The organism is Bdellovibrio sp. 22V (genome assembly GCF_030169785.1).
Taxonomy (GTDB): domain Bacteria; phylum Bdellovibrionota; class Bdellovibrionia; order Bdellovibrionales; family Bdellovibrionaceae; genus Bdellovibrio.
In genome coordinates, this window is the sequence record NZ_CP125854.1 from 175296 (window position 1) to 200638 (window position 25343).

At 47.6% G+C, this 25343-nt stretch carries 25 protein-coding genes; 18 read left to right on the plus strand and 7 right to left on the minus strand.

Annotation, left to right across the window (positions count from 1 at the left end):
- Positions 1-3 precede the first annotated feature (3 nt).
- Positions 4-1398 carry a bifunctional UDP-N-acetylglucosamine diphosphorylase/glucosamine-1-phosphate N-acetyltransferase GlmU gene (gene glmU / locus QJS83_RS00865; protein WP_284606919.1) on the minus strand — a complete coding sequence of 465 codons (1395 nt, stop codon included), beginning with the start codon at positions 1396-1398 and terminating at the stop codon, positions 4-6.
- Positions 1399-1453: 55 nt separating this feature from the next.
- On the opposite strand from glmU, the gene QJS83_RS00870 reads away from it, so the two are divergent.
- The 4 genes from QJS83_RS00870 (at position 1454) to QJS83_RS00885 (ending at position 6167) form a co-directional block, all read left to right on the plus strand.
- A complete protein-coding gene (locus QJS83_RS00870; protein ID WP_284606920.1) occupies positions 1454-2146 on the plus strand; it encodes a M14 family murein peptide amidase A in 693 nt (230 codons plus the stop codon).
- Positions 2146-2829 (plus strand): HAD hydrolase-like protein, encoded by a 684-nt coding sequence (locus QJS83_RS00875; protein ID WP_284606921.1) that lies wholly within the window; start codon positions 2146-2148, stop codon positions 2827-2829. The genes QJS83_RS00870 and QJS83_RS00875 overlap by 1 nt, the downstream gene beginning before the upstream one ends.
- Positions 2817-4673: a histidine kinase dimerization/phospho-acceptor domain-containing protein gene (locus QJS83_RS00880; protein ID WP_284606922.1), complete on the plus strand. Its 1857-nt coding sequence runs from the start codon at positions 2817-2819 to the stop codon at positions 4671-4673. Before QJS83_RS00875 ends, QJS83_RS00880 begins: the two co-directional genes overlap by 13 nt.
- A gap of 90 nt (positions 4674-4763) precedes the next feature.
- Complete coding sequence (locus QJS83_RS00885; RefSeq protein WP_284606923.1) at positions 4764-6167, plus strand: sigma-54-dependent transcriptional regulator; 1404 nt, start codon at positions 4764-4766, stop codon at positions 6165-6167.
- 57 nt (positions 6168-6224) lie between these two features.
- Here QJS83_RS00885 and QJS83_RS00890 read toward each other — a convergent pair whose 3' ends face one another.
- A complete protein-coding gene (locus tag QJS83_RS00890; protein WP_284606924.1) occupies positions 6225-6833 on the minus strand; it encodes a BON domain-containing protein in 609 nt (202 codons plus the stop codon).
- 184 nt (positions 6834-7017) lie between these two features.
- Between QJS83_RS00890 and QJS83_RS00895 the strand changes: the two genes are divergently transcribed.
- Positions 7018-7518 carry a hypothetical protein gene (locus QJS83_RS00895; protein WP_284606925.1) on the plus strand — a complete coding sequence of 167 codons (501 nt, stop codon included), beginning with the start codon at positions 7018-7020 and terminating at the stop codon, positions 7516-7518.
- 2 nt (positions 7519-7520) lie between these two features.
- On the opposite strand, the gene speB is transcribed toward QJS83_RS00895, so the two are convergent.
- Positions 7521-8453, minus strand: coding sequence for an agmatinase (speB, locus tag QJS83_RS00900; protein WP_284606926.1), 933 nt, complete (start codon positions 8451-8453; stop codon positions 7521-7523).
- A gap of 38 nt (positions 8454-8491) precedes the next feature.
- Between speB and QJS83_RS00905 the strand changes: the two genes are divergently transcribed.
- The 4 genes from QJS83_RS00905 (at position 8492) to QJS83_RS00920 (ending at position 12329) form a co-directional block, all read left to right on the plus strand.
- Positions 8492-9475, plus strand: coding sequence for an A/G-specific adenine glycosylase (locus QJS83_RS00905; RefSeq protein ID WP_284606928.1), 984 nt, complete (start codon positions 8492-8494; stop codon positions 9473-9475).
- Positions 9472-10497 carry a TolB family protein gene (locus QJS83_RS00910; RefSeq protein ID WP_284606929.1) on the plus strand — a complete coding sequence of 342 codons (1026 nt, stop codon included), beginning with the start codon at positions 9472-9474 and terminating at the stop codon, positions 10495-10497. Before QJS83_RS00905 ends, QJS83_RS00910 begins: the two co-directional genes overlap by 4 nt.
- On the plus strand, positions 10494-11072 hold the full coding sequence (locus tag QJS83_RS00915) for a hypothetical protein (protein WP_284606931.1): 579 nt from the start codon (positions 10494-10496) through the stop codon (positions 11070-11072). The genes QJS83_RS00910 and QJS83_RS00915 overlap by 4 nt, the downstream gene beginning before the upstream one ends.
- A 141-nt stretch (positions 11073-11213) precedes the next feature.
- A complete protein-coding gene (locus QJS83_RS00920) occupies positions 11214-12329 on the plus strand; it encodes a hypothetical protein (RefSeq protein ID WP_284606932.1) in 1116 nt (371 codons plus the stop codon).
- On the opposite strand, the gene QJS83_RS00925 is transcribed toward QJS83_RS00920, so the two are convergent.
- Together QJS83_RS00925 and hemB are read right to left on the minus strand one after the other, a co-directional pair.
- A complete protein-coding gene (locus tag QJS83_RS00925; RefSeq protein ID WP_284606934.1) occupies positions 12330-13370 on the minus strand; it encodes an NAD(P)-dependent alcohol dehydrogenase in 1041 nt (346 codons plus the stop codon).
- Positions 13371-13457: 87 nt separating this feature from the next.
- Positions 13458-14441 carry a porphobilinogen synthase gene (gene hemB / locus QJS83_RS00930; protein ID WP_284606936.1) on the minus strand — a complete coding sequence of 328 codons (984 nt, stop codon included), beginning with the start codon at positions 14439-14441 and terminating at the stop codon, positions 13458-13460.
- 122 nt (positions 14442-14563) lie between these two features.
- On the opposite strand from hemB, the gene QJS83_RS00935 reads away from it, so the two are divergent.
- Genes QJS83_RS00935 through hemH form a run of 9 tightly spaced genes read left to right on the plus strand, consistent with a single transcriptional unit; the run spans position 14564 to position 24366 of the window.
- The gene (locus tag QJS83_RS00935; RefSeq protein WP_284606938.1) at positions 14564-15463 is read left to right on the plus strand and encodes a Rossmann-fold NAD(P)-binding domain-containing protein; all 900 of its coding nucleotides are present in this window, start codon (positions 14564-14566) and stop codon (positions 15461-15463) included.
- On the plus strand, positions 15454-16962 hold the full coding sequence (gene hemC, locus QJS83_RS00940; RefSeq protein ID WP_284606940.1) for a hydroxymethylbilane synthase: 1509 nt from the start codon (positions 15454-15456) through the stop codon (positions 16960-16962). Before QJS83_RS00935 ends, hemC begins: the two co-directional genes overlap by 10 nt.
- Positions 16950-18230, plus strand: coding sequence for a glutamate-1-semialdehyde 2,1-aminomutase (gene hemL / locus QJS83_RS00945; RefSeq protein ID WP_284606941.1), 1281 nt, complete (start codon positions 16950-16952; stop codon positions 18228-18230). The genes hemC and hemL overlap by 13 nt, the downstream gene beginning before the upstream one ends.
- A 1-nt stretch (position 18231) precedes the next feature.
- The gene (locus tag QJS83_RS00950; protein WP_284606943.1) at positions 18232-19086 is read left to right on the plus strand and encodes a sensor histidine kinase; all 855 of its coding nucleotides are present in this window, start codon (positions 18232-18234) and stop codon (positions 19084-19086) included.
- The gene (locus QJS83_RS00955; protein ID WP_284606945.1) at positions 19083-19757 is read left to right on the plus strand and encodes a response regulator transcription factor; all 675 of its coding nucleotides are present in this window, start codon (positions 19083-19085) and stop codon (positions 19755-19757) included. The genes QJS83_RS00950 and QJS83_RS00955 overlap by 4 nt, the downstream gene beginning before the upstream one ends.
- The gene (locus QJS83_RS00960) at positions 19754-20773 is read left to right on the plus strand and encodes a uroporphyrinogen decarboxylase family protein (RefSeq protein ID WP_284606946.1); all 1020 of its coding nucleotides are present in this window, start codon (positions 19754-19756) and stop codon (positions 20771-20773) included. The genes QJS83_RS00955 and QJS83_RS00960 overlap by 4 nt, the downstream gene beginning before the upstream one ends.
- Positions 20770-22119, plus strand: coding sequence for an oxygen-independent coproporphyrinogen III oxidase (hemN, locus tag QJS83_RS00965; protein ID WP_284606948.1), 1350 nt, complete (start codon positions 20770-20772; stop codon positions 22117-22119). Before QJS83_RS00960 ends, hemN begins: the two co-directional genes overlap by 4 nt.
- Positions 22116-23330 (plus strand): protoporphyrinogen/coproporphyrinogen oxidase, encoded by a 1215-nt coding sequence (locus tag QJS83_RS00970; RefSeq protein WP_284606950.1) that lies wholly within the window; start codon positions 22116-22118, stop codon positions 23328-23330. Before hemN ends, QJS83_RS00970 begins: the two co-directional genes overlap by 4 nt.
- Positions 23323-24366, plus strand: a complete 1044-nt coding sequence (gene hemH, locus QJS83_RS00975; RefSeq protein WP_284606951.1) for a ferrochelatase — start codon at positions 23323-23325, stop codon at positions 24364-24366. Before QJS83_RS00970 ends, hemH begins: the two co-directional genes overlap by 8 nt.
- Here the strand turns inward: hemH and QJS83_RS00980 are convergent.
- Both QJS83_RS00980 and QJS83_RS00985 read right to left on the minus strand, forming a co-directional pair.
- On the minus strand, positions 24320-25000 hold the full coding sequence (locus tag QJS83_RS00980; protein ID WP_284606953.1) for an LrgB family protein: 681 nt from the start codon (positions 24998-25000) through the stop codon (positions 24320-24322). The genes hemH and QJS83_RS00980 overlap by 47 nt on opposite strands.
- Positions 24997-25338 carry a CidA/LrgA family protein gene (locus tag QJS83_RS00985; protein ID WP_284606955.1) on the minus strand — a complete coding sequence of 114 codons (342 nt, stop codon included), beginning with the start codon at positions 25336-25338 and terminating at the stop codon, positions 24997-24999. Before QJS83_RS00985 ends, QJS83_RS00980 begins: the two co-directional genes overlap by 4 nt.
- Positions 25339-25343: the final 5 nt, after the last annotated feature.

Here is a 25343-nt window from a genome sequence, read left to right on the forward strand (position 1 = left end):
CACCTATTCCTTGTCATCCGCTTCCGGAGCTTTAGGAGTATAATTTTCTTTTACAAATTGTTTCCCACGCGCCACAGCCAAAGCTTTTGCGGGGACATTTTTCGTGATCGTCGATCCCGAACCGATGATGGCATCGTCACCCACTTCAATAGGGGCGATGAATTGCGTGTCACTGCCAACGAACACACGATTCCCAATCTTCGTTTTATATTTCTTTCTGTCCGCAGCGTAGTTGCAAGTTATAGTTCCGCAACCTACGTTCACTTCTTCACCCACCTCGGCATCGCCAAGATATGTTAAGTGACCGGCTTTGGATTTTTTCCCGAACTTCACTTTTTTCATTTCGACGAAATTGCCCACGTGCGCTTCTTCGAAGATTTCCGTTTCAGGACGAAGACGCGCATAAGGACCGACAGAAACTTTATTATGAAGTTTTGAGTTCTCTAGATACGTGCCGCCGCGCACTTGCACGCTGTCACCAATCTCGGAATCTGAAATAAAAGAATTCGATTCAATCACAGTGAACGAACCGATTTTGGAGCGGCCGCGAATAAAGACATTCGGGTAAATCACAGTCCCAGCGCCGATTTCCACGGATTCTTCCACATAAGTCGAGCGCGGGTCGATCATCAAAACGCCCTCTTCCATCAAACGAAGAGCTTTGCGTTTAAAGATCAAGCGAGTGGCGTTAGCCAACTCCAGCTGATTGTTTACGCCGACAGCGACTTTCGGCGTCGACTTAATCGCTTGAACGCGGCACTTATCCTGAATGCACAATGAAATTAAATCCGTGATGTAGAATTCTTTTTTTGAATTGTTGTTTTGAATCTTTGGCAAATACTCGGACAGAATAGAAGCTTTCACGATGTAGATGCCGGTATTGATCTCGTTGATTTTTAATGTATCGGCAGAAGCGTCTTTTGCCTCTACGATTGCCATCAAATCACCTTTGTGACGAACAATACGGCCGAACTCGCCTGGTTTCTTTACAACAGCAGTCACCACCGCCAAATCGCATTTTTCATCGCGGAAAATACGCACGAACTCTTTAACGTCGGCAGCTTCAATCAAGGGATGATCGCCGTTCATGATAACAACGTCGCCTTCGATTGTTTCAGGTTTCGCGCAACGAACGGCGTGCGCTGTTCCCAACTGCTCGTCTTGAACGTAACAAGCGACTCCCATAGGCTCGACGACTTGGCGGACCAAGTTTTGTCCATGGCCCACGATGACGCGCACTTCGGCAGCGCCCGCTTGTTTAGAAGCTTGAATGACTTTTTCGATCATAGGGCGGCCGGCCACAGGATGCAGGACTTTCGGGAGCGGGGACTTCATACGAGTGCCCTTCCCAGCTGCGAGCGCGATCACCGTCAATTTCTCAGATCCATTTGCTGACATCGAGGATTCCTTTTAAAAGCTTTTCTTCTCTGAAAAAAACAGGCTTAATTATCACATGCAAGGAAAAATTTTTCACCAAACTTCTTGGGCAAAAACATCTCGTGGAACTCCTATCGAGCTGTATAAAAAATCACACAGTTTGCGTGACTTTTCCGAACGTCCCATTCTCTTTATCGGCGGGGTTCACGGTGACGAGCCCGAGGGCGTGCGACTCGCACAAGAGTTGATTCGCTGGCTCCTCGAGCAAGAAGCACTCAAAAGTGAGAAAATTCGCCCTTGGCTTCTCATTCCTTGTATTAATCCTGACGGATACTCTCAGAATCAAAGAACGAACGCCAATGGCGTGGACCTGAACCGCAATTTTCCCTGCCGCGATTGGAGCCCTGAAGCGAAAGCACCTCGATATTACCCTGGCCCTTCGCCCGGAAGCGAGAGCGAAGTACAGGCTTTGGTAAAACTCATTGAGGACGAAAAGCCACAGCTCATAGTACACTTTCATTCGTGGGAGCCTTGCGTTGTCTATACGGGACAACCGGGCAAAGAAGCTGCGGAAATTCTTGCGAGCGGAACGACCTACGAAGCACGCGAGGACATCGGCTACCCGACTCCGGGAAGCCTGGGGCAGTACGGCTGGATCGAACATCAGATTCCCGTTATCTGTATCGAAGAGCAGGAACACATCAGCTTGGATCTGGTGTGGCCTCACTTCAAACCGGGCCTGGAGAAATTGCTGACAGGAAAATCGTAATGGCAAAATATAAATCTTTGGCCTTTGATTTGGACGACACTTTGTTAGACACCTCAGGACTTTTAGTTCCGATGGCGTCCCGTCGCGCCTGCGAAGCCATGCTGGCTGCGGGTTTGCGCTGCACCCTTGACGAGTGCCTGCAAGCACGCCAGGAACTTGCCGCTGACTTTTCGCATACGGAAATTTTCACTCAGATCGTCAATCGCTACGGCACGAACCAAGCCGGCAAAGCGATTCACGATGCTTTGGAAGAGTTTTACAATCCCCACGTGCCAGTGACGTTGCCTCTCCTTCCCGGCTCCTTGGAGAACCTGGAAGCTTTAAAAAAGCAGTACAATCTTTTTCTGGTGACGATGGGATCTTACGAGTCTCAGGTCAAAAAAATCAAAGCCTTGAACATCGAACATCACTTCAAGAAAATTTACATCTTGAACGGATTCATCGGAGAAAAAAAAGATTCTGCATTTCGCGATATTGTGCGCTCTGAAAAACATCATCCTCACGAGCTTCTGAGTATCGGCAATCGCCTTTCAAGCGAAATTCGCGACGGAAAAAGTATTGGCGCCGACACTTGTTACTTTGCTTACGGCGAACACGTCGGCGAAAAACCGCAAATTCCTGAAGACCATCCGGACTTCACGATTTCTCACCACAAGGAACTTATTCAGGTATGCGGACTTTAAAAGCCAGCTTTCTGCTGATTGGCCCTTGGGATGCGCGCCTGCAAGAATTGGGCGCTCATATCGCCACGGATCTCCAACAAGCCTGGCATTGGATTCAGGATTCCACCTATGACGTCGTTGCCTTGTCGGTCACGCTGATTCTGGGAAAACGTTTTCCGGAGTTTTATCACGAGATCAAACGTTCGTCGCCGGCGACACAGTTTATTGCGGTAGTGCCGGAAGATTTTTCCGCACATCAATTGGCCAACCTGCACGAAGAGTTCTCTTTTTATCGCGTTATCTCCGGATACAACGAAAGGGATTTAGAAACGCATCTCTTTTCAGCTTTAGAAGAAGCCAATCAAAGAAAACAAGACGAGCATTTGGCTTTGTTGATTCGCGAACAGACCGCGCAGCTGAAACGTTTGCAGATTGAACTGGAAGAACGTGTTCAGAAAAGAACCAAGTTCCTCACTGAAGCCCGCCGCAAATTATTTTTAACCAATTCACGGATCGAAGGCTTTAAGCGCGCCCTGATGGCCGTGCATGAGGCAAGCTCGGTTGTTGAAATTGAACAGCTTTTGAATGACTCTATGGCGGCAACCGTGAACACGTCTTGGATTCGTATCTTCTATCACCCGCAGGACGACATGTTCGCGCGCCAAGTCCAGACACAATTAAGTTTCACGCAGTTGCAGGTACCACTGTTTCATCATCATGAAAAAGTCGGCTCTATTTTCTTTTTGCGCGCGCCGGATCATCCGTTTTCCCGTGATGAAAGTGATTTCCTTACGCGCGTGGCGGAGGCTGTGGCCTTGGCCCTGGATCGCATCCAAAAATTGAAAGAGTCGGAATCCTTCAAGGAACAATGGGAAGCGACATTCAACTCGATGTCTGATCCTGTCGTTTTGATTGATACGAACTATGACATCATTCAGTCCAATAAAGTTTTGGATGAACGCCTCAAAGAAAGAAACAAAGAAGAAACTTCGCGCAAGTGTTTCAAAGTTCTCTACAATCGTGATGAACCTTGCCCTGGATGTCAGCGCGGCAGTAACTTCCGCGTGCAATCGCGCAGCTCTACGCCGCGTACTTATGAAGTGTACAGCCAGAGTTTGTCTTTGGATTCGGAAAAACCCCCGGTGTTCGTGAACCTTTACCACGACATCACTCAACAATTAAAAATGGAACATCAGATTCTCGAGTCTGCAAAAATGGCGGAGCTAGGGACGATCGGCTCCAGTATCGCGCACGAACTGAACAATCCTTTGGGCGGCATTTTGTCTTTCACTCAATTGATCAAAATGGATATGGATCCGTCGAATCCGCTTTATCCCGACATTGTCGAGATGGAAGCCGGCGTCCAGCGCTGTAAAGAGATCGTGCAAAATCTTTTGGGCTTCACACGCAATCCAAATGCCGATCAAGAAGGCGATGTGAGTTTGAAAGAGACCTGCTTGCGCGCTTTGAAAATTGTCGAGCTGCAAACGAAGTCCCAGGGAATTGAAGTGAAATTGCATTTCCCTGGTGATGATCTTCAGGTGCGCGGGCATTTCAACTTGTTGGCCCAAGCTTTGAAAAACGTTTTACAAAATGCTATTGACCATGTGACCGAGAGAACCCGCCAGGAAAAGGGATTTCGAGGTTTTCTCGACATTGAAATCGCCTCGACCTCGGACTCTGCCCAGATAATAATCAAAGACAATGGAACTCCCGAAAAAAATCCAAGTCTTCCCATGGGGTTAGGCGTTTCTGTGGCCTCGCAGATCCTGCGTGATCACGAGGCTCACCTCGAATTTTCCTCGTCTCCAGGCCAGGAAAATGTGGCAAAAATTTCCTTCTCCCGTCCAGTTTTAAGGTCCTGAAAGCCTTACCAGGCGCGGATTTTTTGACAGTACCGTCAAAATCACACTATCCTAATTTAAGGAAAAGAACCCACCATGGAAGGAAGGTTCATGCGAAGCCAAAGAGTTCTTATATTAGATGATGAGTCCTCACTCAGAACCGCTCTCTTCAGAGTTTTAGATAGAAAAGGACTGAACGTCATCACAGCCAACAAGATCGAAGAAGCAAAGGTCTTGTGCCAAGGCGAAACTCCCGTAGACTTAGCAATCGTTGATTTGAATCTTCCCGATGGGGATGGCATTGAATTCATGACTTATTTGAAGTCCATCATGCCAGCAACGGAAGTCATCATTCTTACAGGACATGCAACTATTGAATCCGCGATTCGCGCGACTCAAAAAGGTGCCTTCCACTTCGTCACAAAACCCTTCAATCTTGAAGAGTTGATGAGCTTGATTGAGAAAGCTTTGACTCATAAGAAGTTGCAGCAAGAAAATCAGCAGCTTCGCTCTGAGTTGAATAAGAAATATAAATTCGATCAAATCATTGGTACCAGTGAACAAATCCAAAACGTGTTGCGTTTGATTGAGCGCGTGGCAGACTCTGACTCAACCGTTCTTGTTACGGGCGAGTCCGGAACTGGTAAGGAATTGATTGCCCGTGCGATTCACTACAATTCACCTCGCGCGACGGGTCCTTTTATTCCTATTAACTGTGGCGCGATTCCTTCTGAGCTTTTGGAAAGTGAATTATTCGGTCACATGAAAGGCGCTTTCACCGGCGCTATCGCCAATCGCGTGGGCCGTTTTGAAATGGCTGACGGCGGAACGATCTTCCTTGATGAGATCGGCGATCTGGAACCTTCATTGCAGGTTAAACTTCTTCGCGCTTTGCAGGAAAGAAGCTTCGAACCTGTAGGCTCAACAAAAACTGTCAGCGTTAATGTGCGCGTGATCGCAGCTACGAATTTGAATTTGGAAGAAGCTGTTGAAACTGGCCGCTTCCGCGAAGATCTTTTCTATCGTTTGAATGTCATTCCTATCACGGTCCCTGCTTTGCGCGAGCGTAAAACAGACATTCCTCTTTTGTTGAACCACTTTATGGATATTTTCAATAAATCCAAAGGACGTGGTTTGACTGGAATCACCGCCGATGCGTTGGATTGCCTGACAAATTACTCTTGGCCGGGAAACATTCGTGAGCTTGAGAATCTTGTCGAGCGCATGACGATCCTTAAAGGCCAGGGCCAAGTTGATACTTCGGATCTGCCGTTGAAATATAAATCAGGCAAATCGCCTTCTTCGGAGATTGGCGGTTTGGAAATTCCTGACAATGGCATGGATTTCAACTCTGCCGTAGATGCTTATGAAAACGCTTTGATCTTAAAAGCGTTGGAAAAGACCGGCTGGAATCGCAACCAAGCGGCGGCTTTGCTGCGCTTAAATAGAACAACATTGGTGGAGAAGATCAAAAAGAAAGGTCTTATTCCTCCCAACGAAGTCACTCCTGTTTAATTTCAAAAAATAAATAGCTGATCTGCTTTTGCAAACAGATCAGCTATTCAACATCGTTTATTCTTTCACTGTTAATTTATCATCAACGGAACGAATACCCTCTGTTGCCATTACTTTACTTCTAATTTGTTGTCTTTCTTCAGGAGAAGAGACAGTACCTTGAAGTGTCGCACGGCCGTTTCTCACGTCGACTCGCACACTGCGTGCTTCTTGAGAAAGAGCTGTGTCTTCTTGCAAGGCTCTACGTGCTGACGCCGCTAAGTCGGTGTCAGACGAAGTTCCTGTACGACCCGCGCTCATGGAGCGGTCGCTCCCAGAACCCGTTGTTGTCGGAGTTTCACCAGTACCGGCCGCTGTAGGACTGCCTGTTGAAGGAGTTCTTGAACGGTAATCTGATGGGCTCGTGTCCTCTGCCCGAGGAGTTTGGTCCGTACCTGAAGCTGTCGGACTTCCCATAGACGGTGTACTAGATCGATAGTCTGAAGATGAGCCTGTTGAACTAGGAGTTCGGCTTGTGCCCGAAGTTGTTGGGCTGCCCATAGCTCCACTATCACTTGTCGTATTATTATTTGTCGCAGAACCGCTTTGCGATCCCGTGTTTTGAGCCGCATAGCCGTATCCCGTCAGTGAAGAAAGAATCAATATAGTCATGACTTGTTTTTTCATAAATCCTCCTTGGTCCACTTCTGCGCATATCCTCCACACCTCTAATGATAGCTCCCTGGGTTTCATCGCCAAGGCAGTTTTTATTAAGAACCCATCATGATTCCTGACCTCGGACGTGGCCTTTTCTGAGTCTGTTTTTGAATAGGAGTTACGTCTTGCACCCTGCCCCGCCAGGAGGAATTTTATGAAGTTTTATATTTTTCTATTAACAAGTTTGGCCTTTTCTTCACTCGGTCTCGCGCAACCTGCACCCGTCGCCGTTCTGTCTTCCGTCGAAAGTTTGCACCACGAATGTCGCCGTGTGGAAGAAAGCTATCCTGAATTTGCATGCTTGCGTTTTGAGATTTTCCAAAGTTCCGCAGAGTCGTTACAGAGGGATCTTAATGAGCTTCTCGAAGCGTATGAGTTGCGCCTCGAACCCGTCAACTGGAAGGACCTGTTGAATATCTTGATGCGCTCGATGGATGCGCAGATTTATCGCTATCAGCATCCCGACGATATTGAAATTCTTCGTCGCACCAAAGCCAAGAACCAGTGGGAGCTTCTAAAGCTCCGCGAAGGATTGGAGTATTTCTGGCTTGATCCTCACACTTATTGGTTCCCGAGTGTCGACGCCATCAGCTTTGTCGCCGTCAACACGAAGACGTCACAGATCGTGATCGTCTCCCACGGTGAACGCAACTAAGCTTACTTACTTTTAAAAAGATGGAGCATTTCGAAGAGAGCGTCCATCACAGCGAGAGCGGTAATGTCGGCGTGATCAAACGGAGGAGAAAGTTCCACCACGTCGCCGCCGACAAGATTTGGAATGTGTAAAGCACGGAAGATGCGTTGCACTTCGTAAGTTGTTAAACCGCCTGGCACAGGTGTTCCTGTTCCAGGCGCGCAACTTGGATCGAGATTGTCGATGTCGTAGCTGATGTAGGTTGGCGTTTCGTCAAAGACTGGAAGTGTTCGCAAAAATTCGTTGATCGGTTGATTGCGAATTTCATCCACAGTGATAACGCGAATGCCGTGTTTATTTACGAAATTCAAGTCGTCACCCCCCGCCAAGGGGCCGCGAATTCCGATTTGCACCATCTTTGTTGGATCTACTAAGCCCTCTTCGACAGCGTGACGAGCAAAAGCACCGTGATGGTATTCCTGTCCCCATGCCGCAGGATACGTGTCCAAGTGCGCATCGAAATGAATGAACGCCAAGGGTTTACCGTATTTTTTGCGAAGCGCTCTTAAAACCGGTAAAGTTGTAGAGTGATCTCCGCCCACTGCTAAAAACTTTTTATTATTCCGCAAAACCTCACCGACGAATTTTTCAATGCGCTCGTATGTTTGCGCTTGATCGATTGGAACCGTCGGGCAATCACCGATATCCGCCACTTTCAATTTTTCAAAAAAGTTTTCGGCGCGAGTCATGTGGAAGCCGCGACCGAGGCTTGAGACCTCACGGACTTTGGAAGGAGCAAAGCGCGCCCCGGGACGATAAGAAACACCTCCGTCATAAGGAATGCCGAACATACCCACGTCATAGTCTGCGTCGACAGCTACATAAGGCAATCTGAAGAAAGTTTTAATCGCGGAAAAGCGGGGAAACTCACGTCCACTTAGGGGTTTGTATTCCATATTGACTCCTCAATGACTCGAAGAATACATTACCGCGAATGACGGCAAAAGACGACTATAAACTCGACCACAAGCTGCTTACGCAATGGTACAAAAAGAACCAACGTGCCTTGCCTTGGAGAGAAAATAAAGACCCCTATCGTATTTGGCTTTCCGAGGTCATGCTGCAACAAACCACAGTCGTTGCGGTCATTCCTTACTTCGAGAAATTTCTTAAAAAGTTCCCGACGGTTCATAACCTCGCAAAAGCACCAGAAAGCGAAGTCTTGGAAGCTTGGGCGGGCTTGGGTTATTACTCACGCGCGCGCAATCTGCACAAAGCCGCGAAGGCTCTGGCAGAGAATGGCTTTCCACAAACAGCGGCGGAACTTTTGGAACTTCCGGGTTTTGGTCCCTACACTTCTCGTGCGGTGGCGAGTATCGCCTTCGGAGAAAAAGTGGGCGTTCTTGACGGGAATGTCATTCGAGTTTTGTCGCGCCGTTATGGCTTGAAGCTGGAATGGTGGAACAACAAAGGCCGTGCGCAATTACAAAACATTTCAGACGACTTGTCGTTGTTGGGCCAAGCTGACGTCGTCAATCAAGCGTTGATGGAGTTAGGCGCGACGGTCTGCACTCCGCAAAAAGTAATGTGCTTAATGTGTCCTTGGTCAGGCACGTGTGTGGCGCGCGAGAAAAATCTGGTCGAAAAGTTACCACTTAAAAAACCGCGCAAAGAAAGCGAAGTCTGGGTCTGGAAGCCCCTTGTCGCGATCAAAGACCAAAAGGTCGCTTTAGTGAAGAACGATTATGCGCCTTTTTTGAAAGGACAGATGATTTTCCCTGGCGAAATCTCCATGGAAAAAAACAAGCCCAAAGCCTATGATGCCAAACACAACATTACACATCATGATATCTTTATTCAGGTCTCCCAGAAAAAATCTGTGACTGGTAAAAATATCGAATGGGTGAAGTTGAGTGAACTAAAAAAGGTCAACCCTTCATCACTCCTTCAGAAAGTGCTGCATAAGGTAGAGGTATGATGTTGAAAAGTGGGAAGCTCGCAGTCCTTGTTGTTTTTATGGTGGGCTGCTCTCATCTCAGTGTGACCAAAGATGTTTTAACTCCCGACTTCCTTCTTGCGAAAGGCACTAAGCAGGTTACGTTCTTGGGCGATAACGATCACCCGCGTTTTTCCGAAGATGCCACGCGCATTCTTTATGTCAGTCGCAATCGCGGCAGCCACAAAGGCGCGCAAATCTATGAAATGGATCTTAATAAAAACAAAGAACGTCGCGTGACTTTTTCTGACGGCGACGCCTTTGACGCCGTTTACGTCAGCGAATCAGAAATTCTTTACGCCTCGACGACTGACGAAATTAAAGAAAGTCCGTTGTTAAATAAAACTTTCAACAAAGAATTTCCGCCGTCAGATCTTTACATGAGCGACGCTTATGGAAACAATATTTTGCGACTGACGCAGCAGCCGGGTTTTGACGGCGAACCCTTGTTTCTTCCTCACGCGACCAGGCCCTCGATTTATTTCACGTCTCGTCGCGGAGATCTTGCGGGTATTTATAAACTGGATTTGAAACAAGTGCCTGTCAGTTTGATCTCGGCACAAAAGGAAAAAGAAAAGCGTTTTCCGGCGGCCACTCCCGATCAAACGCGCCTGGCTTGGGTGGAAAAAGATTTGAAGAGCGAAGAACAAAGCCTTGTTCTTTTCAAATTGAAAGGAAAAATCCCCTTCGTTTTAAAAAGCGGTGAAGGACAATATCGCGAGTTGTTTTTTGCTCCTCGGCCTCCGCTGCGTTTGTTTTACAGCGTTTTGCGTAAAGGCGAAAAGCAATACCAAATTGAAGTCTATGACATTGAAAAGCAGTGCACGCAGGTTGTTTTCAAAGGCAAAGACTCCTTATTCTCCCCGGTTATTTCCAGTGAAAATCCGGAAAGAATGGCGTTTGCTCGTTCTTTTCAAGATAAGCGACAAATTTACATAGCCCCCGTTCCCACGGATTTAGGGCCTTGCTTAGAACCAGCTCCTCAAGCTACGATAAAGGAGTGAAACAGGTTCTAAGTCTTTTCTTATTCCTTCCTGCGTTCTCTTGGGCGGCGCCTCACCCGGCGACGAGCACGTCAGCTTTGACGTCTCCGGAAAAGGGTTATTATTTCTTGCATAAAGGCTTTACGTTAAAAACCGCAGGCACGGACTGGGTTCCGGTTGCGGGCTCTTCCGATCAAAGTCTTTTAGATACCGTTCGCTTTTCATCTAAAGGCAGCAAGAACGGAAGTCTCAGCATCCGCACGGATAAAGTAGCTAAGAATGCTTCTCTAGAGCTTTATACACGCAAATGGATGCGCGATTACCCAAGCTACGGCTTTGAGGTGATCTCTGCGAAGAACTTCACATTGAACGGCAGTCCCGCTTTGGTTGTCGATATGCTTTCCCGTGCAAAGAACAAACAGATCCGCCAAGTAATCCTCAAGAATGAAGACCGCGTGGCTATCATGACCTGCTTGGATGAAAAGTCGCGCTTCAGTGAAAGCTTGCAAAGCTGCAACCAGATCATGAAATCCTTTGCTTGGGTTGAAGAGGAAAAAGCCTCTGCCCCTGCCCCTCAAGAGTCTCCTAAAAAATAACCCCTGTGCCAGCAAATTCCGTGAGTGCGAGATGTCTGAACTTTAGACTCTCTCGTGTAAAATAGATGCGTTACCCCGATGTCTATTGTGGTTTTTCCGAATGTACCTTAGGTTTTTCCTCACATAACTAAGGCGGAAATAATGAATTCGAAAGCGGCTCTTTTGTGTCTCTCGACGGTCTTGGGCATTTCATCCTTCGCGCATGCCAACGACGACTTCTGGAAAACTCCCGTTCAAGCTCCCAAAGAAGACATCAACTTTGCAGAACGCTATGGCCAGATGGTGGTGATTCCTGAAAAGCTCGACAGCGTAGTTCGCCTTGATTTCGATGATGCGAAAGAGGTTCCTGCTTTATTTTCTCAATTTGTTCCCGGTGAAAACTTTGATCGTCCTCGTGGCATCAGCATCTATCTTTCTTTAACGAACGACTACAATGTTCTTCGCCCGATCGTGGCTGCAAGCACCGACGATCATGGTTACACGCACGGATCGAAAATCGCGATCGGTGGTCATTTGCCAAGCGGTCACTACATGACATTCAGCTATGCTTCGGATCTTTACACAAAACCCATTGAAGGTACCGCGCGACGCCTTGAAGATGGCGGTCGTTACGTGGATCAGCATTTTACGAATGAAAATGTTTTGAAGATCATTATTGATACTGTCGACAAAAACCGCGGCAAAGTCTTTTACTGGAAAGCGGAAGCCGGTTGGCAGCAGCTCAACTCCGCATCGCGTGGCGGAGCTCTTTCGGGCGCGACTCAACAGGCGAAGTTTCATGAAATGGTGAACAGTATTAAACCTGGCCAAATGAAAACTCCGACGTATCTTCCCGACGGAGAAGGCGTGCGCAACGGCGCGATCCTGGGAATTTACTTGGGAGTTGCGAAAGAATATCTGTTCTTAAAAAACTTATGTCGTGTCAGAGCATTTACGGAAGCCGGTTCGCAAGGCAGCACCATCAACCGCGCAAGTTATGTGGCAGCGAAAGTCGGCAGCACGCTTTACTGTCAACAAAACGAAAACACTTTGACTTACAGAGCGGAAGTAGGCCATGAGTCCCGCGGATATCAAACGGGATACCAAGGCACGGGCTATGTCGATCTTTCCACCGGCAAACGCCAATGGCGCATCGGTTTTAGAATCGAACAAAGCCACGGCAAATTGCACAACTATCAAACCTATAACGGAAAGAATATTGATAACGGTAAAATCGACACACTATTTATGGTGTACTACCGATATTTCTTTCAGTAGTTAGTGCATATTCGGGACGAGCACGGCTCGTCCCTTGATTTTTCCATCGTGCAATTTGTGATAAACCTCTGCCGCATCTTCAAGTTTGTAGTGCGTGACTTCGGCATGAATACGTTTTGATTGCGCCAGTGCAAGAACCTCCATCAACTCCGCTCGCGATCCCCAATACGGCGTACTGATTTGACAAGCGAATGGGATTTTATTTGAGTCAAAGACCACCGTACCTCCGCCAAGTCCCACGATCGTCCACTGGCTATTCATCCCTACAATTTTTTGGCCCAAATCGTAAGTCGGCTGCACGCCGACGCAATCAAGAACGAATGCCGCTTTGCGGGGGCCCGTGAATTTGTTGATGGCCTCTGCGGCTTCGTCACCGTTTTTTGTATTCACAACAAGATCCGCTCCCAACTTTTTCGCCATGTTGAGTTTCGTATCATCAACGTCCGCGGCGACTATCCGACAACCACTCAGAACACGAAGAAGTTGAACCGCCATATGACCTAAACCTCCGACACCCAAAACGACGGCTGTCGTTTCCGGAGTCAGAAGAGGCAACGCTTTTTTTATCGCATGATAAGGAGTTAAAGCCGCGTCACTCAAAGGAGCCGCATCTTCAGGAGCTAGCTTCCCTAACGAAACCAAAAGTCGTTCGGAAGGCACGATCATATAATCCGCCATACCGCCGTTCTCACCAAGGCCGCCGCCGTAACTTTGTCCCGGCTTCCAGTTTTCACAATAGTTTTCCATCGAGAGCAAACAAGAATGACAGTGACCGCAGCCCCATGGTCCATAGATCGCGACGGCGTCTCCCTCTTTCCAAGCTTTGACACCGCCGCCGACGCCAGCGACCCAACCCGCATTTTCGTGGCCTAAAGTAAATGGATGATCAATGCCGATACCGTGATCGAGGACGTGTAAATCTGAGTGGCAGACGCCCGCGCCGCCGATCTTGACGAGTACTTCCCCCGGTTTTGGTTCCGGTTTAGGAAGTTCAGTGATTTGCACAGGTTTTCCCACGCCAACGAAGCGGACGGCTTTCATAAGATTCTCCTTGTTTATGGAGAAATTTTAAAAGACGTCCTCATTCCGCTCAATGCGAACACCTGAAACTTGTTGCTTATCAGATCGTTAAGAATTCTTGCGAAGCCATTCCGCCATAGGCAAAGCGAAATATGTGAAAATCACATCCGCTCCCGCCCGACGAATGGAGTACAAAGTTTCCACCATCGCACGAGTTTCATCAATGATACCCGCTTTCGCGCCTAGTTTGATAAGACCGTACTCACCACTCACATTGTAAGCGGCCACAGGCAGATGCGTGTGTTCTTTCACCTTCGCGATAATATCCAGATAACTGAGCGCTGGTTTTACCATCACCATGTCGGCGCCCTCTTGTTCGTCCAAAGTGATTTCACGCAAAGCTTCGCGCGCATTGCGGAAATCCATTTGATAAGTTTTCTTGTCACCGAACTTAGGAGCGGAATCCAGCGCCTCACGGAAAGGACCGTAAAAGCTGGAAGCATATTTGGCAGAGTAAGACAAAATACCTGTGTCAATGAATCCCGATTGATCGAGAGCTTCACGAATGGCTCCCACACGTCCATCCATCATATCAGAGGGTGAAACGATGTCGGCTCCCGCCTGCGCATGCACAACGGACATCTTCGCAAGGATTTCGACAGTTTCATCATTTAAAATTTTGTCATTCTTCACGACACCGTCGTGTCCATCTGAAGAATACGGATCCAAAGCTACATCTGAAATCAGTGTGACATCGGGAAATTTGTCGCGAATCATTTTCAATGTCGTGGGCAACAGGCCGTTTGGATTTAAAGATTCTGTTCCGTAAGTGTCTTTGAGCTTTTCAGGCAACGCCGGAAAAAGATCGAACGATTTCACTCCTAATTCAACAGCTTTGGCCACCTCACCCAAAAGCATGTCAGGGCTCATACGAAATATACCCGGCATCGAAGCGATTTCTTGCTTTTCATTCTTTCCGCCGACGACGAAAAGAGGCAAAACAAGTTGAGACACTCTTAGGTCTGTCTCCGCGACCATTTGGCGCAATGACTCAGACTTGCGATTTCTGCGCGGCCTTTGAGTTAATTTCATAATTCCTCCACCGGGGGTGCCTACATTTGAGGCATTTTCAGCGCTCTGCGCTGTGCGATCTACAGAGAGCATGACATTTCGATGACACTTTATTGAAAGTTTAGTGATAAACCTAAACCACAATGGAAGATATACTTCTCGTTCACAGAAAATCCAATAGAAACTTCGCCGAGTCTCTTCAAGATGCAGCCATCTGGAAAACGTGTTTGCGTCAGATTCTTTTTTGTACAGAGATCGAATTGAATTCCTATGCGGATGTGTTTGAGAAAGAAGATCAAATTCTTCGCGGCGAAAATGCCTTGAGTCTTCTTTTAGAGATCCTTTGTGGTTTGCATTCTCCTATCGTTGGTGAAACCGAAGTCTTCGGGCAGTTTAAAAATTTCGTCGAATCACGTAAACAATTGGGTGACACTCTTTTTGCCGATCATCAAAAATGGCTTCAGTTTATTTTGGCCGAAGTTAAAAAGACGCGTTCGGAACACTTGGTGGGTTTAGGCTCACAAAGCTATGGCAGCTTGCTCCGCCGCAACACCAAAGACCTTGGCTCCGTCACTGTGTGCGGTTCAGGTCAGTTGGCGCAGGAAATTCTTCCTTGGCTTGCGCATAAGGCTTCTATGCAAGCCATCTGCCGCGATCCTGCGAAACTGCAAAATCTGGCAGAGAAATACAATAATCTAACAATTACGACTTACAATGAATCTTATATTCATGGCGAGGCGATGGTGATTGCCGCTCCTCTATCGGATGCGCGCATTTTGGAACTCTTGAGCCGACAAGACACGCGACCTGTTGCTATTTATGATTTGCGTGGGGAAGAAAACAATTTACCTTCTTTAATTGCCGCCCAATATCCGCATGTCTCATTGACGGGACTTCACCAATTCTTTGCGGAAATCGAAGAAACGAAAAAGGATACGCAAACTAAAATTCAAGCATTGAAACAGACTCTGCTTGAAAAAGCCGTAGCCTTCATGCAAAGAACGGAGCTTCGCCCACTTGGTTGGGACGATATATGCGCTTAAAAATTTCAGCTCGCAAAAGCGATCTGGCCCGTCTGCAAGCTTATATGGTTGGAGACGCCCTTCAAAAAAAACACCCGCACCTTGAAATCGAATTCCGTTTCAAAGAATCATTGGGCGATAAAAATCTGACAGATCCCCTCTGGAAGATTCCAGAAAAAGGTGTCTTCACGGAAGATTTCTATGGCGAGCTTTTGCGCGGTGAAACGGATATGGTTGTCCATTCTTGGAAGGACCTTCCAACCGAGCATAAATCCGACACGGTGATCGCGGCGACTTTGCCTCGCGCCGATCAAAGAGATCTTTTGCTTTTAAAAAAATCTCACTTCACGAAGATTCAAGCGGCGAAGGCATTGCGTGTATTCAGCTCCTCGCCCCGCCGTGAATACAACCTGACGAACTTTTTTAAGTCACATCTGCCTTTCACGCTGGAAAGCGTGAAGTTTGAAAGTGTGCGTGGAAATATTCCAACACGCATTCGTAAACTTTTAGAGTCGAGTGAGATTGACGGCTTGATCGTCGCGAAAGCGGCCTTGGACCGTTTGCTTTCAGCTCCTCAGGCGGAATTTAAAGAAGTGCAGCAACAGCTGCGTTCGTATCTCGATGAGCTCAACTGGGTGGTTCTGCCTTTAAGCATCAACCCAAATGCAGCAGCCCAAGGAGCGTTGGCGGTCGAGGTCATGTCTTCTCGCCAGGATCTAAAGGACCTTTTAAAATCCATTCACGACGAAGCCACTTATCGCTGCTCCCAAAAAGAGCGTGACGTGCTTTCAAGTTTTGGCGGCGGTTGCCACCAGAAAATCGGTGTGGCGGTTTTGTCTCGTCCTTACGGCGAGATCACATTGCTGAAAGGTCTTACCGACAGCGGTCAGGTTTTAGATAAACGAGAACTTTTGCCGCAACAATCGGTGGCACGTTTCCCTGAAGCGGCTCTTTGGTCTGCGGAGGTTCGTGCGGACCGTGAAGCTTTGAATTCTGTCGAAATTCCCTCTGCAATAAATGCGCTTTACGTGGCCCGCTCTGAGGCTTGGCCCGAGGGTTTGAAGGGGCCTCACTTTGTTTGGACCGCAGGTCTAAAAACGTGGAAAAACCTCGCGCAAAAAGGTATATGGGTGCATGGTTGTTCAGAGAGCTTAGGGGAACAAGAAGACGCACGTCTAGATGTTCTCGCGGGTTCGGATCTTCGCTGGGGAAAACTCTCTCACGAAGAGGGTTTTGATGCCGGTCAGGAAAGCATGCAGCTCATCCCGACCTACACATTAAAGCCGCTAGGAACAATACCTTCGGTTGCGGGCAAAGAAAGTTTCTTTTGGAGCAGTGGAAGTCAATTTCTTCACGCTGTTCAGCAAGCACCCGAGATTTTGAATAAACATCATGCCAGTGGGCCCGGAAATACACACAAAGTGATCCGTGCTTATTTGGAAAAACAGAATGCATATGATCCAAGCCGTCTTCGTGTTTTCTTGGATCAAGAGGACTGGAGAAAACAATGCACAAAGTAACATCTGAAGAATTATTCCAACGCGCTTTGCAGGTGGCTCCCGGTGGAGTTCACTCTCCTGTCCGCTCTTTCAAAGGTTTGGACCGCGCTCCGGTTTTCTTTAAATCCGCTGAAGGTGCTTTCTTGACTTCCGTCGAAGACAAAAAATACATCGACTTCTGTCAAAGCTTTGGTCCGTTGATCTTGGGCCACTTGGATGCGGAAGTGAAAGAAGAAGTTCACCGCATGGTGGACACCGCTTGGACCTTCGGAGCTGCGGAAGTTTATTCATTGGAACTTGCGGAGTGGATCACTTCGACTCTACCGTTCATGGAAAAATTGCGTTTTGTCTCTTCCGGCACTGAAGCTGTGATGAGTGCTTTGCGTGTCGCTCGTGCGGCAACGGGCCGTAATAAAATTTTGAAATTCGAAGGCTGCTATCATGGCCACGTCGACAATCTGCTTGTGAAAGCCGGCAGTGGTCTTGCGGGAACAGCGGCTTCTTCCAGCGCGGGTATTCCTGCGGAAGTTGCTGCACATACTGTAGTCACTCCGCTTGATGATGAAGCAAAACTTTTGGAAGTATTCCAAGTTCAGGGCAAAGACATCGCGGCTGTGATCATTGAACCTCTTCCAGCGAACTACGGCCTTCTTGTTCAACGTCCCGAGTTCTTGAAAAAAGTGGCTGAGCTTTGTGAGAAAAATGGCAGCCTTTTGATTTTTGACGAAGTGATTTCGGGTTTCCGTGTGGGTCTTGCCGGCATGGTTGAAAAAACAGGCATTCGTCCTGACCTTGTCACTTACGGAAAAATTATCGGCGGCGGTTTCCCTGTGGGCTGCTACGGTGGAAAAAAAGAATTGATGAATATGGTCGCGCCAAGCGGTGATGTTTACCAAGCTGGAACTTTAAGTGCGAACCCGATCGGTATGCGCGCAGGTCTTACGACTTTAAAAAAGATGCAGCGTTTGGATGGCTGGAACGTTCTTGAAAAAAGGACGGCGAAGTTTGCACAAACACTGCGCGAAGGTTTTGCTAAAAAAGGATCGTCATTGCAAGTAAGCCAGGTGGCTTCTTTATTCTGGATCCACGGCCCGACACCGGCTCCTATCCGCTCTATTGAACAAATTCCCGGTAACCAAGGGGCGACGTTCAAAGGTCTTTTCTTGAAAGCTTTGAACAATGGGGTGTACTTGGCTCCAAATGCTTATGAAGTCGGTTTTGTTTCGATGGCTCACACAGATGAGCTTTTGCAGCAAGCAGCTCAAGTTATTATTGAGGCGGCAGAGTAAGATGTTTCAAAACCTCCTGAAACCAAAAGTTAAAACGGCGCTGGCGATCATATGGTTCGCCTTCACGTTTTCTTTGGTTGCATGGTGGTGGGTTTTCTTTCTTATTAAATTCAGCCCTTCCAATTCGACCCACAGAATGTTTGCGTGGGAAGGAACAATTCTTCTCGCCGCGATTCTTTTGGGCGGTATTGCTTTGATCGTGTTTTCGTATCGCGATCAAAAACGTCATCAGCGTTTGCGTTTCTTTTTCTCGACGTTCAGTCACGACATCAAGACGTCGATCACTCGTTTGCGACTGCAAGCTGAAGTTCTGGAAGAAGACCTTCCCAATTACAACAATCCTGTGATGAAACGTTTGATTCAGGACATTCAGCGTCTGGATCTGCAGTTGGAAAATTCACTCCTGTTGGCAAATTTGGAAGTCGGCGAGCTTCTGCAAGAAAACATCTCATTGAATAATTTATTCTCGAGCCTGCGCAATGAATTCACGGAACTTTCTTTGGAATTGGAACGTGAAGTGATTGTTCGCGGCGATCGTCGGGCCCTGCTCAGCGTTTTTAAAAATCTTTTGCAGAACTCCGTATTGCACGGAAAAGCCTCTACCGTTCGTATCAAGGTTCGTCCTTTGAAAGGCCACCGCATCGAGCTTGTGGTTCAAGATAACGGTTTGGGCTTTAAAGGCGCTTTGGAAAAACTTGGCTCTGAAATTCTGATGTCTCAAGATTCCCGCAGCAATGGTATCGGTCTTCTTTTGACGAAACGTCTTTTACAAAAAATGAAAGGCGACATTCGTTTTGAATCCATCGAAAACGACGGCTTTGCTTCTTATCTTGAACTCGAGGGGTACTTGCCATGAGAAAAGTTCTTTTGGTTGAGGATGACCTCTCGTTAGGTGAAACGCTTACGGAACGTCTTAAGAAGGACTATGACGTTACTTGGGGAAAAAGCTTTTCTGAAGCTTGGACATTGTTTTCGAAATCCAAGGACTTTGACATCGTAATTCTTGATGTCGGCCTCCCTGATGGAAACGGCTTTGAGTTGGCTGCGAAAATCAAACAAATCTCTTCAGTCCTTTTTCTGTTTCTGACGGCGCAAGCGGATGCGGAATCTCGATTGCGCGGTTTTGAATTAGGTGCGGAAGAATACATTCCCAAACCTTTTCATTTGAAAGAACTTCTTTTGCGCGTGAAGCACGTTTTGGATGCTCACGCTCCTGCACGCGAACTTGAGCTCGAAACTTGCGTCGTGAATTTCACGAATATGTCAGTACGCCGAAAGTCGGGACAGATTGAATATCCGCCAGTGACTGACATGAAGATCTTGCAGCTTTTAATTGAAAAATCACCGCGCGTTTTAAGCCGCGATGAAATTATGAATGAAATCTGGGGTGTTGATAAAAACCCTAGTGTTCGAACTATCGACAATATCATTGTCCGTCTTCGCCAATTGCTCGGCGACGATGGCGAGAAACACATTCGCTCAGTACGTGGCGTAGGCTACCAATGGGCCGTGGAGGAAAATACATGAACACACTTTTTAAAAACGCACTTCAAAGAACTCCGCAAGCCGTTCCTCCTATCTGGTTCATGCGCCAGGCCGGTCGTTATCACCAACACTATCAAGGCTTGCGCGCGAAGCATTCCTTCATGGAGCTTTGCAAACAGCCGGAACTTGCTGCTCAAGTAGCACTCGGTCCTGTTGCTGAATTTGACTTCGACGTCTCTATTCTTTTTAGCGACATCTTGTTTCCTCTTGAAGCTTTGGGCATGGGCTTGGATTACACGGATCACGGTCCGCAACTGGGTTTTAAACTGACTCCTGAAACGTTGGGCACTCTCGGCCCTGTCGACAAAGCGATTGATTTCATGAGCTTTCAAAAGGAAGCCGTGAAAGCGACTCGCGCCGTTTTGCCTTCTCATAAAAGTCTTATCGGTTTTGTCGGCGGTCCTTGGACACTGTTTGTCTATGCGGTTGAAGGTTCTCACGCCGGATCTTTGATTCAGTCTAAAAAACTGATCAACATGTTCCCGCAGTTTCTTGAGAAGATGTACCCTCTTCTTAAAGAAAACATCCGTCTGCAATTCGAAGGTGGCGCGGAAGTCGTCATGATTTTTGATACGGCGGCCGGCGAAGTTTCCTCTTCTTTCTTTAAAGAATGGATTCAACCTGTCTTGGCTCGTTTGTCTCAAGACTATCCCAATAAGATCGGCTACTACTCAAAAGGCACGCAACCTGTGTTCTTCGATAAGTCTTTCACGGAGCTTCCCTGGGCAGGTCAAGGTTTTGACCACCGTTGCTCTTTGCAGGAGTCCTTCAAAGTTCAAAACAAAGGTTTCGTTCAGGGAAATTTTGATCAAAGTCTTTTGTTCATGGACGACGCAGATTTCAAAAAAGCCTTGCAGACTTTCTTGGCTCCTATGAAAGCAATGACTCCTGCGGAACGCGCCGGTTGGGTGTGTGGCCTGGGGCACGGCGTTTTGCCTAAAACACCGGAAAAAAATGTAAAGCTCTTTGTTGATACTGTCCGTGAGGTGCTTTCATGATGACCGAACTTCTTGCGAAATACGATGTCCCTGCTCCCCGCTACACGTCTTACCCGACAGTGCCGTATTGGGAAACGAATCCTACCAGCGAACAGTGGATTGATCATCTTCGTGCGACCTTACGTGAGGGCGCCGGTGGCTGGTCTTTATATCTGCATATTCCTTTTTGTGAATCTCTTTGCACCTTCTGTGGTTGCAACAATATCATCACCAAAGATCATAAAAGGGAATCTCCCTATGTAGAGATGATTCTCAAAGAATGGCAGCTTTATCTCGATAGCGTTCCAGAGCTCACGCAAAAACCTCTTAAACACATTCACTTGGGCGGAGGCACGCCGACGTTTTTGAGCGCAGACGCTCTTACACAGCTTCTTAAGCCTATTCTTACTCGTGTAAAAATTGATGCGAAAGACTTTGAAGGATCCATCGAAGTGGATCCACGCAGAACAAACGCAGAGCAATTGAAAGCTTTGCGAGACCTGGGCTTCACTCGTGTCAGCATGGGTGTTCAGGATTTCAATCCCGAAGTACAACGACTTGTGAATCGCATTCAGCCTTTGGAGATTACAGAGTCACTGACAAAAGCGGCGCGTGACATGGGCTACTCCTCTGTAAACTTCGACTTGATCTACGGTTTGGCGAAACAAACGGCGGAGTCCATTCGCGAAACAGCGAAAGCGACCGTAAAATTGCGTCCTGATCGTATTGCTCTTTACAGTTTCGCTCTTGTTCCTTGGATCAAGCCAGCGCAACGCCTGTTTAAAGATGAAGACCTTCCGAAGGCGGCTGAAAAAAGAGAGCTTTACGAAATCGCCCGCGGCATTCTGCTTGAAGCTGGCTATGTCGAAGTGGGCATGGACCACTTTGCTCTTCCAACAGATAACCTCAGCATTGCGATGAATGAAAAGCGTTTACATCGTAACTTCATGGGTTATACAGATCAGCGCACGGATGTTCTTTTAGGCTTGGGTGTTTCTTCTATTTCTGAAACTCCGTTCAGCTTCCATCAGAATGAAAAAGTTTTGCCTCTTTACGAATCGGCGCTTAATGAAGGACGTATTCCTACATTGCGCGGACATGTACTGACGGAAGAAGACCGAATTCGTCGCGATCAGATTCTGAAACTCATGACAGAGTTTGAAGTTTCTTTCGTGAGTCCAGAGCAAGAAGCGCGTTCTCAAGAGTTCCTCAGCGAAATGCTAAAGGATTCTTTGGTCGAGATTAAAGATCATAAGCTGATCGTCAAAGAAGCGGGCCGTCCGTTCTTGCGCAATGCTTGTGTGTTTTTCGACGAGCGCCTGAAAGCGAAACAACCTCAAACAAAGATTTTCTCTCAGTCTATATGAAGAATGTATCCGTCATCGGAGCCGGATTTGCGGGTTTAACAGTTTCTTTGGAACTGGCGCAAAAAGGTTTTCAAGTCGATCTTTATGAAAGTTCCTCCCGCGTGGGAGGTCTTTTGGGCACCGATTACACGGAATACGGCATCGCCGAAAGAGCCGCCAATGCTCTTATTCGCACGACAAAAGCCAACGATCTTTTCGCAAGATTGGGCCTGACTCCAAGTTTCCCCTTGGAGTCCTCAAAAAAACGCTTCCTTTTTCGTGATCATCCCCGTTCGTGGCCTTTGAGTTTCTCTGAAAGCCTTTCATTGCTTGCACGTGTGGTGCCTCGCCTTCTTTTAGGAAAACGGCACCTTCGCCCGCGCCCCCAAGAAACTTTGGAAGCCTGGGGAAAGCGCCTGCTGGGACCTAAAGCCACTCGCTTTATTCTTGGGCCGGCCATGCAAGGTATCTATGGCAATGACATCTCCGGCTTAAGTGCGAGTTTGATTCTAGGCCCGTTATTTCGTCGCAAGAAAAAGGACAAATATCGCGGGCTTCTTACCAGTCGCGGTGGCATGCAAGATCTCGTGGATGCTCTTGAAAAAGCTCTGCGCGACAAAGGTGTGCGCATTCACCTGAATACCGCGCCCGATCTCGCATCGTTAACAGGTCCTGTAGTCATTGCGACATCAGCGAAAGCGGCCTCCGCTCTCACGTTGTCCAAACATCCTGAACTTTCACAGGTCTTGGGGAAGATCCGCATGTCATCTCTCATGAGCGTGACTCTTTTCTTTAATAAAGCACAAACAAGTTACCAAGGTTTTGGCTGTCTTATTCCTCGCGGATATAATTTGAAGGCCTTGGGCGTATTGATGAATTCGTACATATTTAAAGACCGCAACAAACACTACAACGAAACTTGGATCATGGGTGGTTACGAGGAATCTTCTCTCTTGGATCTTCCAGACCGGGACGTGTTAAAGCTTATCGCGGAAGAGCGATTCAAAATACTGGGACATAAAGAAAGCCTGCTCGATTACCGTATCAATCGCTGGAAGGACGCCCTCCCTTATTACGACTTACAGCTTGAAGAGGTCTCCTCTTTGCTCTTGTCGCAAAATCTTCCGTCAGGTGTTTATTTGCACGGCAACTATTTGAGTGGAATCGGTCTTAGTAAAATTCTTGAACGCAGTGAAGTTCTGGCTGAACAGATTGCGGGAACGCATGGGTAAAACAGGCATACTGCTTTTAAATATCGGAAGCCCTCTCTCTTATGAAGTTTCCGATGTCGCAAAATACTTAAAAACTTTCTTGATGGATAAAGATATCATCAGCATTCCTTATCTGCTGCGCTGGCCTCTTGTGAATGCGATGATTGTGCCGAAAAGAGCTCCATACTCTGCCGCCAATTACAAAAAAATCTGGATAGATAACGAAGGCTCACCGCTGACAGTTTATACAAGACGATTTGCCGATAAATTGCAGAAGCAGCTCGGTGAACAGTTTCTCGTGAAAATCGGTATGCGCTATTCAGAGCCGTCGATCGAAAAAGCTCTCCGCGAATTTGCGACAGCTGCTGTTGATACAATCTTACTCGCACCGCTCTACCCGCAATTTGCGCAAGCAACAACGGGTTCCTCTGTCAGAGAAACGCAAAAAATAGCCGCTCGTCTGGGCCTCAACACCCCTTTGCGGACCCTCGCCCCCTTTTACCACGCCCCGGCCTTTATCACTCCTTCCGTGCAGATCATTCGCGATGCCCTCGAAGGGAAAGAGGTCGATCACTATCTTTTCTCTTTCCACGGTTTACCGGAAAGCCAGATTCGTAAAGTTCACGGTTGTTTACGCTCGGACGATTGTTGTTTTGTCCCGAATGCCTGTGAAAAGGGTTGTTACCGCGCGCAGTGTTTTGCAACTGCGACACGCATTGCGGAAAGCCTCGAGATCCCTGCCAGTCACTGGAGCGTTTCATTTCAATCGCGCTTAGGCCGAGGTGAATGGTTAAAACCTGCGACCGATCACACATTGGAAATTCTGGCGCAAACAGGAAAGAAAAAGATCGCCGTGGTTTGCCCGTCGTTTGTCGCTGATTGTATCGAAACCCTCGAGGAAATCGGTATTGGTGGCAAGGAACTCTTTATAGAAAAAGGCGGCGACGAATACCATCTTGTTCCTTGTTTGAATGACGATGAACGCTGGGTGCAAGGATTTGCGGATCTACTTAAGGAAAAAGCACCATCAAAAGTGGAATTAGAAGAGCGGTCATAAGACCGTTCAGAGCCATCGCCAATCCTGCAAATGCTCCTGCAACTTGATCGACTTGGAAAGCGCGCGCGGTTCCCAAGCCATGCGAAGAAAGTCCCAATGCAAAGCCACGCACAGCAGGGTCATGCACCTTCACAAGATTTAAAACTGTTGTCGCAGAAGCCGCGCCGACGAGCCCCGTGATCATCACGAACACCGTTGCTAGTGAGGCGACTCCACCGATTTTGTCAGCGATTCCCATTGCGATCGGAGTCGTGACAGACTTCGGTGACAACGACAATAGAATTTCGTGGGGCAGTCCCACGACGTGGCCTAAGAAAACAGCACTTAAAATCCCAATCGCTGATCCGATCGTGAGTGATATTATGAGCGGCAATAAAAGTTTTTTAAATCGGGCGAACTGATTGTACAATGGAAGAGCAAAAGCTACTGTCGCCGGGCCCAACATAAAATGGATCGGCCGTGCGCCCTGAAAATAATCTTTATAGCTAATATTTAAGAGCAAAAGAACGACGCAAACCGCGGCAATGGCAAGCAATGCAGGGCTTAGTAGCGGATGGTTATTGCCACGAGCACTGAGCTTTCTTGCCAACAGATAAAATCCTAAAGTGATAATGAGAGAGAAAAGTTCAGTCACGGCGTCTTCTTTAATAAACGATTAAAGATCAGGGCCGTCACCGCGAGGGTCACCAAAGTACTCACAACAATTGTGAAAACCATCCCGACGCCGTATTTCCCCAAGAGATCGAAATACTCAATGATACCCACGCCCGCAGGCACAAAAAACAACGACAGATGCTTCGTAATGAAGTCCGCCAGCCCGGCCACGCGATCTTTCAGACCAGGCCACACAATCAAAGCCCCAAAAAAATAAACCATTCCCACAACAGGACCAGGAACTATAAGCCCCAACCCCCTCACGGTACCCTCGCCCGCAAACTGAAAGATCAAAAGAATTAACAAAGCCTGGATCATAAAGA